The 14,048-nt window shown below is 72.9% G+C and carries 14 protein-coding genes and 1 pseudogene; 3 read left to right on the top strand and 12 right to left on the bottom strand.

The window, feature by feature from the left end:
- Positions 1-86: 86 nt before the first annotated feature.
- The 8 genes and pseudogenes from ABIA35_RS36685 to ABIA35_RS36650 form a co-directional block, all read right to left on the bottom strand.
- On the bottom strand, positions 87-1,598 hold the full coding sequence (locus tag ABIA35_RS36685; RefSeq protein ID WP_370360993.1) for a glycosyltransferase: 1,512 nt from the start codon (positions 1,596-1,598) through the stop codon (positions 87-89).
- Between the two features lie 102 nt (positions 1,599-1,700).
- Entirely contained in the window at positions 1,701-2,375 is a 675-nt protein-coding gene (locus tag ABIA35_RS36680; RefSeq protein ID WP_370360992.1) for a hypothetical protein, read from the bottom strand.
- A gap of 42 nt (positions 2,376-2,417) precedes the next feature.
- Complete coding sequence (locus tag ABIA35_RS36675; protein ID WP_370360991.1) at positions 2,418-3,680, bottom strand: hypothetical protein; 1,263 nt, start codon at positions 3,678-3,680, stop codon at positions 2,418-2,420.
- A 9-nt stretch (positions 3,681-3,689) separates the two neighbouring features.
- Positions 3,690-4,529: a hypothetical protein gene (locus tag ABIA35_RS36670; RefSeq protein WP_370360990.1), complete on the bottom strand. Its 840-nt coding sequence runs from the start codon at positions 4,527-4,529 to the stop codon at positions 3,690-3,692.
- Positions 4,501-5,667, bottom strand: coding sequence for a glycosyltransferase family 4 protein (locus tag ABIA35_RS36665; RefSeq protein ID WP_370360989.1), 1,167 nt, complete (start codon positions 5,665-5,667; stop codon positions 4,501-4,503). Before ABIA35_RS36665 ends, ABIA35_RS36670 begins: the two co-directional genes overlap by 29 nt.
- Positions 5,668-5,673: 6 nt before the next feature.
- Positions 5,674-6,792 carry a glycosyltransferase family 2 protein gene (locus tag ABIA35_RS36660; RefSeq protein ID WP_370360988.1) on the bottom strand — a complete coding sequence of 373 codons (1,119 nt, stop codon included), beginning with the start codon at positions 6,790-6,792 and terminating at the stop codon, positions 5,674-5,676.
- A 94-nt stretch (positions 6,793-6,886) separates the two neighbouring features.
- Positions 6,887-7,270, bottom strand: coding sequence for an ACT domain-containing protein (locus ABIA35_RS36655; protein ID WP_370338409.1), 384 nt, complete (start codon positions 7,268-7,270; stop codon positions 6,887-6,889).
- A 128-nt stretch (positions 7,271-7,398) separates the two neighbouring features.
- Positions 7,399-7,932 (bottom strand): annotated as a pseudogene (locus ABIA35_RS36650) (acyl-CoA thioesterase); the annotation flags it as partial.
- Between the two features lie 157 nt (positions 7,933-8,089).
- Between ABIA35_RS36650 and ABIA35_RS36645 the strand changes: the two are divergent.
- Positions 8,090-8,815, top strand: a complete 726-nt coding sequence (locus ABIA35_RS36645) for a hypothetical protein (protein ID WP_370360987.1) — start codon at positions 8,090-8,092, stop codon at positions 8,813-8,815.
- Between the two features lie 4 nt (positions 8,816-8,819).
- Here ABIA35_RS36645 and ABIA35_RS36640 read toward each other — a convergent pair whose 3' ends face one another.
- Positions 8,820-9,380, bottom strand: a complete 561-nt coding sequence (locus ABIA35_RS36640; protein ID WP_370360986.1) for a dihydrofolate reductase family protein — start codon at positions 9,378-9,380, stop codon at positions 8,820-8,822.
- A 170-nt stretch (positions 9,381-9,550) separates the two neighbouring features.
- Here ABIA35_RS36640 and ABIA35_RS36635 point away from each other — a divergent pair, with 170 nt between their 5' ends.
- Entirely contained in the window at positions 9,551-9,775 is a 225-nt protein-coding gene (locus ABIA35_RS36635) for a hypothetical protein (RefSeq protein WP_370338402.1), read from the top strand.
- Positions 9,776-9,896: 121 nt separating this feature from the next.
- On the opposite strand, the gene ABIA35_RS36630 is transcribed toward ABIA35_RS36635, so the two are convergent.
- The 3 genes from ABIA35_RS36630 to ABIA35_RS36620 all read right to left on the bottom strand — a co-directional run bounded on the left by ABIA35_RS36630 (position 9,897) and on the right by ABIA35_RS36620 (position 12,948).
- Positions 9,897-10,895, bottom strand: coding sequence for a sigma-70 family RNA polymerase sigma factor (locus ABIA35_RS36630; RefSeq protein ID WP_370338400.1), 999 nt, complete (start codon positions 10,893-10,895; stop codon positions 9,897-9,899).
- 80 nt (positions 10,896-10,975) lie between these two features.
- Positions 10,976-11,635, bottom strand: a complete 660-nt coding sequence (locus tag ABIA35_RS36625; protein ID WP_370338398.1) for a response regulator — start codon at positions 11,633-11,635, stop codon at positions 10,976-10,978.
- Positions 11,632-12,948 carry a sensor histidine kinase gene (locus tag ABIA35_RS36620; RefSeq protein WP_370360985.1) on the bottom strand — a complete coding sequence of 439 codons (1,317 nt, stop codon included), beginning with the start codon at positions 12,946-12,948 and terminating at the stop codon, positions 11,632-11,634. The genes ABIA35_RS36625 and ABIA35_RS36620 overlap by 4 nt, the downstream gene beginning before the upstream one ends.
- Positions 12,949-13,096: 148 nt before the next feature.
- On the opposite strand from ABIA35_RS36620, the gene ABIA35_RS36615 reads away from it, so the two are divergent.
- Positions 13,097-14,047, top strand: a complete 951-nt coding sequence (locus ABIA35_RS36615; RefSeq protein ID WP_370338394.1) for a glutaminase — start codon at positions 13,097-13,099, stop codon at positions 14,045-14,047.
- Position 14,048 lies beyond the last annotated feature (1 nt).

Genomic DNA, 14,048 nt, shown 5'->3' with positions numbered 1-14,048 from the left:
CGAAGGCAGGGGCTGGCTGGCTCGGATTCTAGCAACGGCGAATATGACCATGAGCCCGGTACGGCGCCCTTTACGCGCCGCAGAGGTCAGCCGCGCAGCCACGGCTCCAGGGCCTCGGCGGACTTGCGCCCGTCGTGGAACTCGCTGACGAACGCCCGCCCGGTCGCGGCGACCGCGCGCGCCTTGTCCCGGTCGGCCAGCACGCCCTCGATCACCTCGGCCAGGGAGTCCGGGTCGGCCTGGATGGTCGGGATCTCGGCCGGCACCCTGTTGCGCACCCGCTCGTCGATGTTGGCGATGCTCACGCGCCCGGCGGCCATCGCCTGGCAGGTCATGACGCCGTAGTTGCCGATCACGAAGTGGTCCAGCACGATGTCGGCGTTCTGCACCACGCCGACCAGCTCGGCCTGCGGGATGTGTTCCAGCCGCTTGTACTCGATCAGGCCGCGGGACTCCAGGTCGCGCAGCGTCGGCTCGATGAGGTCCGAGCCCTTCATGAACGGCCGCGACGGCGCGTGCACGACCACCGGCACCTCGCGCTCCAGCGGCGGCCGCGTGCCCTCGGTCCACTGCTCCAGGTCCACGACCACCGGCAGCCAGGTGGCGCGCGGGACGTCGTCGATCAGGTCCGGGGTGGAGACGAAGACCGGGCCGTCGAACTCCTCGACCCACTTGGCCATCTCGGCGGTCTTGCCGCGCAGCACCTCGGTGAGCTTCTGGTCCTCCTCGGTCGCCGGCGCGCGGAAGGGCGAGAACTTGTAGAGCTCGATGTGCCGGTCCGGCGAGCGGATGTCGGAGCCGTGGAAGAGCAGCGCGGTGTGGATCCCGGCGCGGCGCAGCTCCGGCAGGTCGTCGGCGAGCTGGCCGCCGTTGAGCCGGCCGAGCACCGCCAGGCCGCTCTCGGACAGGACGTGCGTGACGGTGTCCAGGGTGTCGGCGACGCGACCCAGACCCCACAGCGGGTCGACCCAGTCCTTGTCCTCGGCCTTGATGTCGGAGCCGTAGGCGAAGGCGTAGCTCTTCTTCTGGATGTTGCGGGCCGGGATCCCGGCGTGCTCCCGCACCGCGCACGCCCAGGCATAGCCCATGCCGGCGTTGTTGTTGGAGCCGATGAGCAGCGAGGTCTGCGGGCTCTTGGCGGCCGGCTGCGCCTTGCCCGGCGCCGTGACGCCGCGGCCGAGCTTGGCGACCGCCTTCTCGGCGGTCTTGTCGCAGGCCACGACGACGTCCGGGGCGAACGCGTCGAGGTAGGGCCCGATCTCGGCCGCGACATCGGCGGCGGACCAGGTGGCCGCCGGATTGTTCAGGGCCTTGCCGCGGGCGTTGCGCGTGGTCAGCACAGCCTTGCGGCCGAGCTTGCCGAGCGCGCCGGACGCGCTGTCGAAGGAGGTCCCGACCCGCGCCTCCACGACGTGCACGCCGCCGCGCGACGCATCCGGCTTCCGCTTGCCGAACGCGGGAGTGAGGAACAGGACGCTGTACCCGGCGGCGAGGAGCCGATCGGCCTCGGCACGCGCGGCCGCGGAGGCGGCGGCCGGGGCCGCGGAGACGACGGCGGCGCGGCTGCGGGCGGCGGCGGGCAGGTCCTGCTCAGGCATGCGCGGCGGCTTTCTGGTCGGGCGGGCTGCGATGACGCTCCGGTCAACGGTGCGGCGCCGCCACGTTAGCCGATTCAGCTGAGGCGGGTGGTCGCGATGCGCTCAGCTGCGCGCACCGTTCTCAGCGGCCTCTGGGCGGATCGGCTGCACCTCCAAAGCCGGCTCGCCCTCACCACCCGTACCACTGGCACCACTGGCACCACCCAAAACCGGCCGGAGCCCGCTCACCCGCTCGTACAGCCCCAGCAGCGCCGGCACCTGCCCCTCGTCCAGCAGGTGGAAGCGCTCTGCGACGCCCAGACCGGCCGCCAGTCCGGCCAGTTCGGCGACGTGTCCCGACCGCGAGCCGACCAGCAGTGCCAGATGCGTCTCCGGCAGCTGCGGCAGCTGCGGCAGCGCGCGGACCGCGGTGTCCAGGCCGCGGATCGGCGTCACCGAACCCGGATACACCAGCAGCGTCGCCTCCGGGCCCAGGCCCAGCCGCCCGCGCACGCCGGGGCCCCGGCCGCCGGGCACGGTGAAGGCCGAGGCCTCGGGCATGTTGCGCACCACCGTCGGGCGCACCGCGAGGCCGTGGTGCTCGACCAGCTTGTCAGCGAAGTCGTCGACGGCGGTCACCACCCCGTCGGCCATCGGGATGTACTTCGCCTCCTGCGCCGTCATCACCGGAGCCCAGGTCACGTCTTCGGGCCGGATGTCGCCGGCGGTGTACTCGTGCGAGTCGTAGACCACCGCGACCCGCCGCCCCGCCGCCCGCGCCGGCACCGCCGCCCGCACGGCGACCTCGACGCGATCGCCCGCTACGCATTCGGCGAATAACTACTTCAGCTTCTTCCGCAGCCCGCGATAAGCCCGGTCCGCCTTCCGCACCGCCAAGTGCAGCCCGGGCCGCTCCTCCAGCCGGTCGCGCCGGGTCAGACCCGGCAGCGGCTCGCCGTTCGGGCCGAGCTGGGCGCGCAGCCGCTCGATCTCGGCCTCCAGCTCGCGGACACGCTTCTTGCCCGTCGACTCGGGCCACTCCGGGTAGGCGCTGACCACCTTGCCGCGCGGCCGCTGGTACGCCTCCAGCAGCTGCGCCGCCACCACCTTGCTGTCGTGGCGCTGCGTCACCCACGTCAGGCCCTCGGCGCGCAGGCGGGCGCGCTCGGCCGGGTCGGCGGCCAGCTTGCGGACCACCTCGGCGAGGGTGGCGCCGGTGGCCTCGACGATCGGGACCTGCTGCACCTGCGCGCCGGGCATCGCTTCGCGCTCCCGGACGCGCTCGTGGATGTGCGCGATGGCGATGGCGCCGCCGGCCATCGCCTCGCAGGAGACCACTCCGTGGTCGCCGATGGTCAGGGAGTCGACCACCAGGTCCGCCTTGGCGAACTCGGCCTTCACCTGGTCGCGGGTCAGGCCGGACAGGGGGCGGTAGACGATCACACCCTCGTCGTGCAGGGGGCGCAACGCGGCGTCGACCAGGTCGGAGCCCTTGGTGGCGCGGCGGGAGGGCATGTGGACCACCACCGGGACGGCCGGTTCGGCGCCGCGCGGGGTGCGCCAGGCCGCGACGTCCAGGGCCAGCGGGACCAGTTCGGCGTCGGGGACGTAGTCCGGCAGGCCTGCGGTGGAGACGAACATCGCGTCGCAGAAGCGGCGGGCCACGGAGACGCGGGCCAGGATGGCGTCCTCGTCGACCGTCGCGCCGGCCAGGTAGGAGTCCGGCTCGCGCTCGGCGTGGACCGAGGGCAGCCGCACGTCGGAGCCGTGCCAGTGCATGTAGACCCGCTTGCCGAGCGAGCGCAGCAGCGGCAGGTCCCACAGCTCGGGCAGCACCGGCTCCTTGGCGTCCAGCAGGCCGCGGCCGTACTGCAGGTGGAACACGTCGAAGCCGCGGACGGCCTCGTCGAGCGCCTGCCAGCGGTACATCGGATCGGCGAGCAGCCGGTCCTGCTCCCATTCGCGGTCCGGGCGCAGGCCGAACGCCGGCTCGCCGAACGACCACACCTGCGCGTCCACACCTTGCGCGCGCAGGGCTTTGGCCCACTCGGACGGCTGGCCGGCGATGTCCCTGGGGGCGTACAGGACGCGGAGCTTCGACACGGACCGACCCTACTCGCTCGGCACCGGCGGCGGCGAGATCTTCCACTCCCCGCCCAGGTCCGCGGTCAGGCGCTCCAGCGCTTCGCGGGTTCGGCCGAACAGGTACAGCTGATCGCCGTCACCGGTCGGGTCCACCCAGGCCACGGTGTCCGGGCCGCCGTGGAAGACGATCTCCGAGGTCAGCTCGCGCCAGACGCGGAAACCGAGCTCGGGCATGGTCGCGCGGATCCTGTCCGCCACCGCGTCGAACTCGTCGTCCCAGTTCTCAGCCATCCAGCCGAAGGAGAACAAGAGCGTCCGGACCGCGACGAGCAGCGCGAACTCCGACAGCGAGTCCGCCTGGACCTCCCACCCCTCCTCGGTGGCCAGGACGTACGCCCGCGGGTCGTCCAGCTGGGCCTCCGCGGCCTCGTACCCCCAGTACGCGCAGCCCTGGTTCTCGATCACCACGCTGCACATGCGCAGGTCGTCCGGATCGACCACCAGCGGACTGTCCGGAGCCAGCGCCTCGGCGTCGCCGTTCCCGGGCGGCGCGGTGATCCACTCCGGAGGCCAGTCGAACTGCCATCCGGAGCAGACCCTGCGGTCGGCGAACGAGTTGTCCCGCAGCTTCCACCACTCGCGCAGGGCCGCCGGGACCTTCTCCGGCGGCACCAGGCGGTCGTCCCCGTCGCGGTAGACCGGCTCCCCGTCGTGCCGGCGCTGGACGCCCTCCGGATCGAAGCCCCACTCCCGGTGGAAGTCCCGGTACAGGTCCCAGCGCTTGGCCGGGTCCTGATTCGCCCGCTGCGCCGCCAGGCGCTCGGCGAACCGGCCGTAGTCAATCGCCTCGCGGGGTGAGGCGCTCATAGATCCCCCTCAGGACTTCGGAATCGGCTTCCCAGCTCAGGGCCGGGGCCGCCGCCCGCACGTTGACCGCGTACGTCGCGTAGTTGTCCGCGACCTCCTGCAACGCGGCGGCCAGCGAGGCGGCGTCGCCCGGCGTGTACAGGGCGCCCAGCTTGTGCTCCTCGACCACCCGGCGCAGTTCCTGCACGTCGGTACCGACCACCGGGACCCCGGCGCGCACGGCGTGGAACAGCTTGTTCGGCATCGCCAGGCGGTGGTTCAGCCACTTGTCGGAGTGCGTGACCAGGGAGATGCCCAGCTCCCGCAGGAGCGCGTCCACCTCGTCCACCGGGCGCGCGCCGACGACCTCGGCGGCCTTGGCGTTGTACGACCCCAGATACGTGTCGTCGGCGGGTCCGGCGATGACGATCCGCAGCGGCTTCACCAGTTCCGAGGCCCCGGCGATGGCCTCGAGCTCGCGGAACGGCGCGATGCGGCCGGCGTACACCGCCCCGGTCACCTTCGTCGGCGGGTCGACCGGGCCGCCCTCGGGCAGCGGGAAGGTGTTGCGGACGACCTCGACGTGCCGCCAGCCGTACGCCTCGCGCAGCGCGTCGGCCACGCCCTGGCCGACGGTGATCACCGTGGCGGCGCGGGCCCCCCAGGCTTGCTCCTGCTTGGCCTCGCGGCGCTTCTGAAGCGGCGTCGGGCGGCCGACGCGCGGCCGGCCCTGCCAGAGCTCGTGGGTGTCGTAGACGAGCGGGACGCGCTTGTCCTGCGCCAGCTCCACGCCGAGGGACAGGGTGTTGAAGTCGTGCGCGTGCACGACGTCGAACTCCTGGTCGGCCGCCAGCTGCTTGGCCTTGGCGCGCCAGAAGGCGAAGGCCGAGTTGCGGTGCTGCGGCAGCAGCAGCCAGCGCGCGGCGCGCAGGTGCGGCGGCAGCTTGCGGCGCGCGCCGAGCGACTCGGCGCCCTGCTTGCGGAAGGCCGAGCCGGCGCCGACGCTGGCCACCGTGACGCCCTCCGGCGGCTCGTAGCCGGTCGAGACGTCCTTGCCGATGACGTGGACCGCGTGGCCGGCGCCGGCCAGTGCCGCGGCCTCGCGCATCACCCGGGTGTCGGTCGCGACATTGGAGATGACGAGCATCAGGATGCGCATGCGCGGCTACTTCTTCTTCGGGGTCTTGCCGGTGGCCTTGGCCAGCCGGGACGGGGAGGTGAGGAAGCCGTAGGCCCAGGAGCCGTGCATGGTGGCGAGCACCAGCGGCAGCCGGGCCCGGACACCGGGGGGCAGGCCGCGCGACTCGCGCAGGGCGCCGGCGGTCAGCGCACCGAAGTAGCCGACGGGGATCACGAAGCCGAGCGCCGCTATACCCGGGCCGCCGGTGACGCCGGCCAGGCCGACGACGGTGCCGGTGGCGACGGCCAGCAGCGCTCCGGGCGGTGCCAGGTAGCGGAGGTTCGCGGTGCCGGCGTGGGTGCGCATCACGACGCGCCGCCAGCGGCCGTACTCCTTGTACTGCTTGGCCAGCGCCCTGAAGGTGGGGCGCGGCCGGTAGGTCACCGACAGGCCCGGGTCGAACCAGATCAGCCGGCCGGACTCGCGGATGCGGTAGTTCAGCTCCCAGTCCTGGGCCCGGGTGAAGTGCTCGTCGTAGCCGCCGAGCTCGTCGAGCACGTCGCGGCGGAACACGCCGAGGTAGACGGTGTCCGCCGGGCCGCCCTCGCCGCCGGTGTGGTTGGGGGCGTTGCCGACGCCCAGCTTGCTGGTCATGGCGCGGGCGACGGCCTGCTCGAAGACCGTGACGCCCTCGGCGCGCATGACGCCGCCGACGTTGGCCGCGCCGGTGTCCTCGAGCAGCCGGACGGCGGTGGCGATGTAGCCGGGGACCAGTTCGCCGTGGCCGTCGACGCGGACCACGATGCCGTGTTCGACCTGGGCCAGCGCCGCGTTCAGGGCGGCGGGGGTGCGGCCGGTGGGGTTCGGCACGCTGCGCACCCGCGGATCGGCCGCCGACAGCTCGTCGGCGATCTGCTGGGTGCGGTCGGTGCTCGGGCCGATCGCCAGGATCAGCTCCAGCTCGCCGGGGTAGCCCTGGGCCAGCACGCCGTTGACCGCGAAGGCGAGGTGCCGCTCCTCGTTGAGGACGGGCATGATCACCGAGACCGCGGGCCAGGCGGTCCCGGGCTCCTCTACGGGCTTCTCGGGCTTCTCGGGCTTCTCGGGCTTCTCGGGCTTCTCGACGGGCGCCGCGGAGGGTGCGGAGGGTTCTGAGACGTTCATCGTCGGTCAGATTACCGGCCGACCCTGAACGCTTGGAGCAGAAGAACAGACTGCGACCGATCGGTGACCTGAAGGTTCTCGGACGGGCTTTCCCTCAGTCGACGGTGTGCCCGGCCGCACGCAGCGCCTCGACCGCGCGCTCGGCGTCGGCTTCGGGGACCAGCACCAGGTCGGCGTGGTAGGTGGAGGCGACGAACACCGGCACGGCGGCGCCGGCCAGCGGCTCCAGCAGGGCGGCGAGCATGCCGGGCAGGTCCAGGCCGTGGGCGGTGTCGCCGCCGTAGAGCGCGCGCCACAGGCCGGGGGCCCCGTCGCCGTTCTCGTGCTCGACGACCTCGCGGACCACGGTCAGCCCTTCGGGCGCGCGGACCTGCGCGATCCAGCCGTTCGGCGGCGCGACGGCGGCGGGCAGGTGCTCGACCGCGAAGCGGCCGGGGACCAGGCGCAGGCGCTGGGCGCGGTCGGCGGCGCCGGTCACCGGCCGGCCTCCGTCGGGGTGGCGGCCTCCGCGGCTCCGGCTGTTCCGGCAGCTCCGGCGGCTCCGGCAGCTCCCGCTGTTCCAGCAGCTCCGGCCGTGTCAGCCGCGGCGTTCTGCCCGGCCCCGGCCCGCGCGGCCTGGATGGCGCGGCGGCGGGCCAGGCGGTGGCTGCGGCGGATCTCGGCCTCGCCGTGCCGGCGGCGGTCCAGGTCGGTCTCCAGGACCAGCGGCGGCACCGAGCGCGGCTGGCCCTTGTCGTCGACGGCGACGAACACCAGGTAGGCGCTGGCCACGTGGCGCGGGGCGGTGCCGGCCTCGTTCCAGGGCTCGGCCATCACCCGGACGCCGACCTCCATCGAGGTCGCGCCCACCCAGTTCACCTGCGCGTAGGCGTGGACCAGGTCGCCGACCCGGACCGGGTTCAGGAACTGCATCTCGTCCATCGCGGCGGTGACCGCGGGGCCGCCGGAGTGGCGGCCGGCCACGGCGCCGGCGACGTCGTCGACGAACTTCATGACCACGCCGCCGTGGACGGTGCCCAGGAGGTTCACCTCGGTGGGGCCCATGATGTGGGACAGCATGGTGCGCGAGGCGGCGGTGGTGCGGGGCGCGGGAGCTGCATGGGTTTCGAGGGCGGCGGTGCGCGGGGCGTCATCGGTCACCCCTTCAGCGTAGATCGTCCCGGGACGTGCCTCGATCCGGGCATCGGTCCCGAAGCGCCGGAGACGATAGCGCCGATGAGGGGCGGGTAAGGGCTACCAACGCCGCGCTCCCGGAGACAAAATGTCAGGGAGCGGATACTGACAGGGGGCGCCTGGCATGACTCAGAACATCTCCGCGCGACGCGGGGCGGCCATAGCGGGGTTCGCAGCGCTGGTGCTCTTGGTGCTCCTCGCCGCCTTCGACAACCAGTGGACCGGCCATTGGCGCGACGGCCGCTCCGCCCAAGGCGGCGACATCACCCACAGCTGGATCGCCGCCCCGGTCAGGGGTCTGAGCGCGCTGGCCTGGCGGGCCACCAAGGAGGCGGGCGAGCCGAGCCGGCTGTTCTACGGGACGCTCGCCGCACCGGTGATCGCGGTCTTCCTCACCTTCCTGCTGCTGATGCTGGTCTGCCGCGGCGTCGGCGCCGTGCGCGGCCGCTGGTCGCTGTTCCTGGGCTCCTGGTTCGTCACCGGGCTGGCGGCGGCCGTGGCGCTGATCGCGGGTTCGTCGATCGCCGGCATGGCGCACGCACAGGCCGAGCGCGGGGACGTCTACTACACGCTGATCGGGACGGGGCTGGCGTTCGGGCTGTTCGCGGGCTGGCTGGTCGGGTTCACGGCCGTGCTGGTGTACGGCTCGACCGAGGCCGACGAGGGGGACCGGACGACGCAGGAGTACCCGACAAGCTCGCTCGAGGACTATTCGGACTACTCGTTCAGCCCGTCGTCGCCGTACTCGTCGCGGTCGTCGGGCGCGGGCGGCTACGAGTCGGCGAGCGCGACGACGGAGATCACGCCGCCGCAGGAGAACGACCCGTACGGCGGCGAGCGTCCTTACTGAGCCGCTACTGCTCCTGCGGCCCGTACACCACGTGCAGGGTGCCGGACTTGAAGACGTCGCACTTGATCAGCCGCAGCTTGATCGGCTCGTCGAGGTCGTCCTGCCACAGCCGCAGGCCGCGGCCCAGGGCGATCGGGTGGACGAACAGGTGCAGCTCGTCCAAGAGTCCGGCACGCAGCAGCTGGCGCACCACCGAGACCGAGCCGGACACCGCGACCGGACCGCCGTCGCCGGCCTTGAGCTCGCGGACGAAGTCCAGCAGGTCGCCCGGCACCTGCTCGGAGTTGCGCCAGGTGAAGTCCAGCTGCTCGTGCGAGACGACGATCTTGCGCGCGTCGCCCAGGGCCTTGGCGAACTCCAGGTCCTGCCCGGCCGCCTCGCGGGCCGGCCAGGCCTCGGCGAAGCCCTCGTAGGTCGTGCGTCCGAACAGCAGGGTGTCGGCGCCGCCGACCAGCTCCCCGACGGCCGCGCCGAGCTCGTCGCAGAAGTAGGGGAAGTGCCAGTCCTGCGGCTCGGCCACGACGCCGTCGGCGGCGGAGAACAGGCCCGCGGTGATGGTGCGCATGATGGTGACTCCTGGAGGTCGTAGGTCGAGGTCATAGGTCGAGGTCGTGGGTCGCGGTCGTAGGCCGCTTCACAGGGTCAGACGGCGGGGCGGGGCCGGACTCATCGCCGCCGGCCGGGAATTCTGCGCCGGATCGATGAATCGGGGCGGCGAACCGGGTCTGTAGTGGCGTGGGACCCATAGAGCGCTACGACGTGTCGTCGATCGAACGGCCGACCAGGGCGGATCTGGAACAGCTCGCGCGACGGCGGCTCGAAGCCCGGCGGCGGGGGTGCGAGCTGGTGCTCACCGGGGTCGGTGAGCGGCTGCGGCTGCTGTTGGCGGTGACCGGGCTGGACGAGGTGTTCGTGCTCGGCGAGGCGCCGCCGGAGGCCTTGCCCGAGCCCGGGGGCTGATGCCGGCTCTGGGGCGGGCAGGGCTGCGGGCAGGGCCGGGCGGGGGCTGGGCGGGGTGCGGTGTGGCGTGGCAAAGCTCCCGGCGCGGCAGAGCTCGCGGCGGCGAAGGCCGGTCCGGCCCCTACTCCCCCGAACCGTCGGCCCGCAGCCGCGCCGGCACACCGAACAGCGGGAACAGCCGCTCGGTGTCCAGGTAGTTGCCGATGCCGGCCAGCCGCCCGTCCCGGATCTCCAGGACCATGATCGCCCACGGCGTCCAGCCGTCCCCGTCCTCGGCGGCCCGGTACTGCGCGAACGCCGGCATGCCGTTGGCCTCGACCGGCAGCAGCCGCGAGCCCCGGCAGCCGCCCCCGGCGCCGTTCCACCAAGCCTGCAACTCCTCGATGCCCTGAAGCCACAGCTGGTAGGGCGGCATGTTGAGCGAGACGTCGGCGCGCAGCAGCGCGGTCAGGCCGTCGATGTCGAAGGCCTCGAAGGCCTTCACGTACTTGGCCAGGAACTCGCGCTGCTCCTCGTCCAGGGGCTTGGCGGTGTCCCCGCTCGCGGCGCTCTCCTCGGCGAGCGTGGCCCGGGCGCGCTGCAGGGCGCTGTTGACCGAGGCCACCGTGGAGTCCAGCAGCTCGGCGGTCTCCGCCGCCGACCATGCCAGCACCTCGCGCAGGATCAGCACCGCCCGCTGGCGCGGCGCGAGCTTCTGCAGCGCCGCTATGAACGCCAGCCGGATGCTCTCGCGCCCGACCGCCACCTCGGCGGGGTCCCCGGCCAGCACGCGGTCGTCCGGGACCGGGCCGACCCAGATGTTCTCCTCCAGCTGCGCCAGGTTCGGCGCCGTCGCCGAGCCCGGCGAGAACAGGTCCATCGGCCGGGCCCGCCGCTGCGCCGCCGGCGCCATGTCCAGGCACACGTTCGTCGCGATGCGGTACAGCCACGTCCTCAGCTGCGAGCGTCCCTGGAACCCGTCGAACTTGGACCAGGCGCGCAGCAGCGTCTCCTGCACCGCGTCCTCGGCCTCGAAGGCGGAGCCCAGCATGCGGTAGCAGTAGGCGGTCAGCTCCCGGCGGAAGGGTTCGAGCTGATCGGCGACGGCGTCGCGCTCTGTGGTCGTGGACATGTTTTTCACCCTAACCCGGTGGTCCGACACCCTGAACAAGGCTGGCAGGATCAGCGAGGTCGGCGAATTCTGCCAGGCCGGCGAAAAACTCAGGACTCGTCGAGCAGCCCGGCGTCGCGTCCCACCAAGGCCGCCTGTACCCGGTTGGCCACCCCGAGCTTGGCCATCACCCGCGAGACGTGCGCCTTCACCGTCGCCTCGCTCAGGTACAGGCTGCGCCCGATCTGCGCGTTCGACAGGCCCCGCGCCACCTCGGCCAGCACGTCGCGCTCCCGCGGCGTCAGCTCGGCCAGCAGCTTCGCGGCCTGCTCGGCGCGGTCGGCCACCCGCAGGCCGGTGTAGTGGTCCAGCAGGCGCTTGGTCACCGGCGGGGAGAGCATCGCGTCGCCCCGGGCCACCACGCGCATCGCCGAGATCAGGTCGCGCGGCGGGGTGTCCTTGAGCAGGAAGCCGGTGGCGCCCAGGCGCAGCGCCTCGAAGATGTACGCGTCCAGGTCGAAGGTGGTGAGCATGACCACCGGCGGCGGGTCGGGGGTGGCCTGCACCCGGCGCAGCGCCTCCAGGCCGTCCACGCGGGGCATGCGGACGTCCATCAGGACCACGTCGGGACGGTGCGCGGCAAGTGCGTCGACCACCTGCGAGCCGTCCTCGGCCTCGGCCACCACCCGCAGGTCCTCGGCGGACTCCAGGATGGTGCGCAGGCCCGCGCGGACCAGGCTCTCGTCGTCGACGAGCAGGATGCGGATCATGCAGCGGGCTCCGGGAAGGGGATCAGGCGGCGGTCGGCCGGACCGGCGGATCCGGTGCGGTCCTTCCCATCATCGGCCACGCACGCGGTCTGGGCCGAGTCGCCGGCGTCCGCCTCCCGTCCGGAGCCGGTGCGGGACATGATCACGCCGTACTCGGCGGCGTCCTTAGCGTCGGTCTGCGGCCACGGCAGCCAGGCCAGGACCAGGAACCCGCCGCGCAGCGTCGGGCCGGCCTCGAAGGAGCCGCCGGCCACCTCGACGCGCTCGCGCAGGCCCGCCAGGCCCGAGCCCGCGCCGGGCAGCGAGGTGCCCACCGCCCGCGGCGCCTGGTTCTCCACGCGCACCTCCAGGCCGATGTCCGGGGCCCCGGACAGCCGGACCGTGGTCGCGGCCGAGGCGGCGTGCTTGTGGATGTTGGTCAGCGCCTCCTGCACCACCCGGTAGGCGGCGCGGCCCACGGCCTCGGGCACCGGGGCGTCCAGGCCCAGGCTGCTGTTCGGCACCAGGCGCACCGAGACGCCGGCCGCGGCCGAGCGCTCGACCAGCTCTGCGATGTCCGCGAAGCGCGGCTGCGGCGCCAGCGGGGCCGAGGTGTCGCTGCTGGCCAGCACGCCGAGCACGTCGCGCAGGTCCTCCAGGGCCGAGCGCGCGGTCTCCCGGATCAGGCCCGCGGTCTGGCGCGCGGCGTCCGGGTCGGGGCGCTCGGTGATCTCCAGGCCGCCGGCGTGCAGCGCGATCAGCGATATCCGGTGCGCCAGCACGTCGTGCATCTCGCGCGCGATGCGGGTGCGCTCGGCCATCCGCGCGGCCTCGGCCCGGGCCTCCTGCTCGGCCTCGGCCCGCTCGGCGCGTTCCTGCAGAGCGACCAGGCGGTCGTGCCGGGCACCGAAGTAGGCACCGAACAGGACCAGGACCAGCACCCACAGCACGGTCACCAACACGTCGCCGAAGGTCAGGTCGCCGTGCTTCTCGATGGCGGTCTGGGCCAGGAACGCGCCGCCCGCGAACGCGGTCAGCGTCCACATCACCCGGTCGCGGCGCTTCACCGCCAGCGCGAACAGCATCATCGCCAGCGGGACCTGCACCTGGCCCAGCGCGGCCAGCGGCATGCACAGCACGGTCACGCGCTCGGTGTGCGTCCGGCGCCACCACAGGGCCACCGTCCCGGCCAGCGCCAGCGAGGTCTGCAGGACCGCCATCGGCAGGTCGTGGTGCTCGAAGGCGTCCGTGAACAGGTCCGCGAGCCCCTCCAGCAGGGCCAGCGACATCACCGCGATGTCACGGGCACGCGGGAGCCAGGCCGGGGATTTCACCCCTTCAGCGTAGGTCGGCTGCGGATCGGCGCACGTCCGACTTTCGTAGGGGAACGAGGGAGAGCACCGGTGGCGTGATCCTTCTCACTCGGGATGGGATGGTGTCCCGTGCCCGGCCGGGGCACGACCCGATTCATGAAGGATGCGTATGGCGAATGAGGAAGGCGCGGCGGTCTCGGTGGACGACATCGCCTACGACGCGCTGCTGGAGTGGATCGCCGACGAGGTGGCGCCCTACGTCGGCCAGGGACGCGTCGCGGACTACATCCCGGCGCTGGCCCAAGTACCCCCGGACCGCTTCGGCATGGCCCTGGCCACGGTCGACGGCCACCTCTACGGAGTGGGCGACTTCCGCGAGCGCTTCTCGCTGCAGAGCATCTCCAAGGTGTTCACCCTGGCGCTGGTGATGGCCGGCGACGCCGGGGCGCTGCGCGGCCGGGTCGGCGTCGAGCCCTCCGGCAACGCCTTCAACTCCCTGATCCAGCTGGAGTACGAGCGCGGCATCCCGCGCAACCCCTTCATCAACGCCGGCGCCCTGGTCGTCACCGACATCCTGCAGAGCCAGACCGGCGACGCGGCAGGCACGGTCCTGGACTTCCTGCGCACCGAGTCCGACGACCACACCGTCACCATCGACGGCGCCGTGGCCGCCTCCGAGGCCGAGCACGGCGACCTGAACCTGGCGCTGGCGCACTTCATGGCCGCCTACGGCAACATCGAGAACCCCGTCGACGTCACCGCCGAGCACTACTTCCGCCATTGCTCGATCGCGATGAGCTGTGCCGAGACCGCGATGGCCGCGCTGTTCCTGGCCCGCCACGGAGTCCGCACCAACGGCACCCGGCTGCTGCCGGTGCTCGGCGCCAAGCGCGTCAATGCCCTGATGATGACGTGCGGAGCGTACGACGCCGCGGGCGACTTCGCGTTCCGCGTCGGGCTGCCCGGCAAGAGCGGGGTCGGCGGCGGGATCGTGGCGGTCGTGCCGGGGCGCGCGGCGCTGTGCGTGTGGTCGCCGGCGCTGGACCAGCATGGGAACTCGGTGGCGGGGGTGGAGGCCTTGGACCGGTTCAGCGCGGCGACGGGGTGGTCGGTGTTCTAGA

The sequence above is a fragment of the Catenulispora sp. MAP12-49 genome (assembly GCF_041262705.1).
Taxonomy (GTDB): domain Bacteria; phylum Actinomycetota; class Actinomycetes; order Streptomycetales; family Catenulisporaceae; genus Catenulispora.
The sequence above is the reverse complement of the archived record's forward strand: the minus strand, read 5'-3'. Positions and strand labels throughout refer to the sequence as shown.

Coding starts and splice junctions, on each gene's coding strand:
- ABIA35_RS36685 (WP_370360993.1), bottom strand. CDS start 1,598: ATGCCTGAGCAGGACCTGCCCGCCGCCGCCCGCAGCCGCGCCGCCGTC.
- ABIA35_RS36670 (WP_370360990.1), bottom strand. CDS start 4,529: ATGAGCGCCTCACCCCGCGAGGCGATTGACTACGGCCGGTTCGCCGAG.
- ABIA35_RS36665 (WP_370360989.1), bottom strand. CDS start 5,667: ATGCGCATCCTGATGCTCGTCATCTCCAATGTCGCGACCGACACCCGG.
- ABIA35_RS36660 (WP_370360988.1), bottom strand. CDS start 6,792: ATGAACGTCTCAGAACCCTCCGCACCCTCCGCGGCGCCCGTCGAGAAG.
- ABIA35_RS36645 (WP_370360987.1), top strand. CDS start 8,090: ATGACTCAGAACATCTCCGCGCGACGCGGGGCGGCCATAGCGGGGTTC.
- ABIA35_RS36640 (WP_370360986.1), bottom strand. CDS start 9,380: ATGCGCACCATCACCGCGGGCCTGTTCTCCGCCGCCGACGGCGTCGTG.
- ABIA35_RS36625 (WP_370338398.1), bottom strand. CDS start 11,635: ATGATCCGCATCCTGCTCGTCGACGACGAGAGCCTGGTCCGCGCGGGC.
- ABIA35_RS36615 (WP_370338394.1), top strand. CDS start 13,097: ATGGCGAATGAGGAAGGCGCGGCGGTCTCGGTGGACGACATCGCCTAC.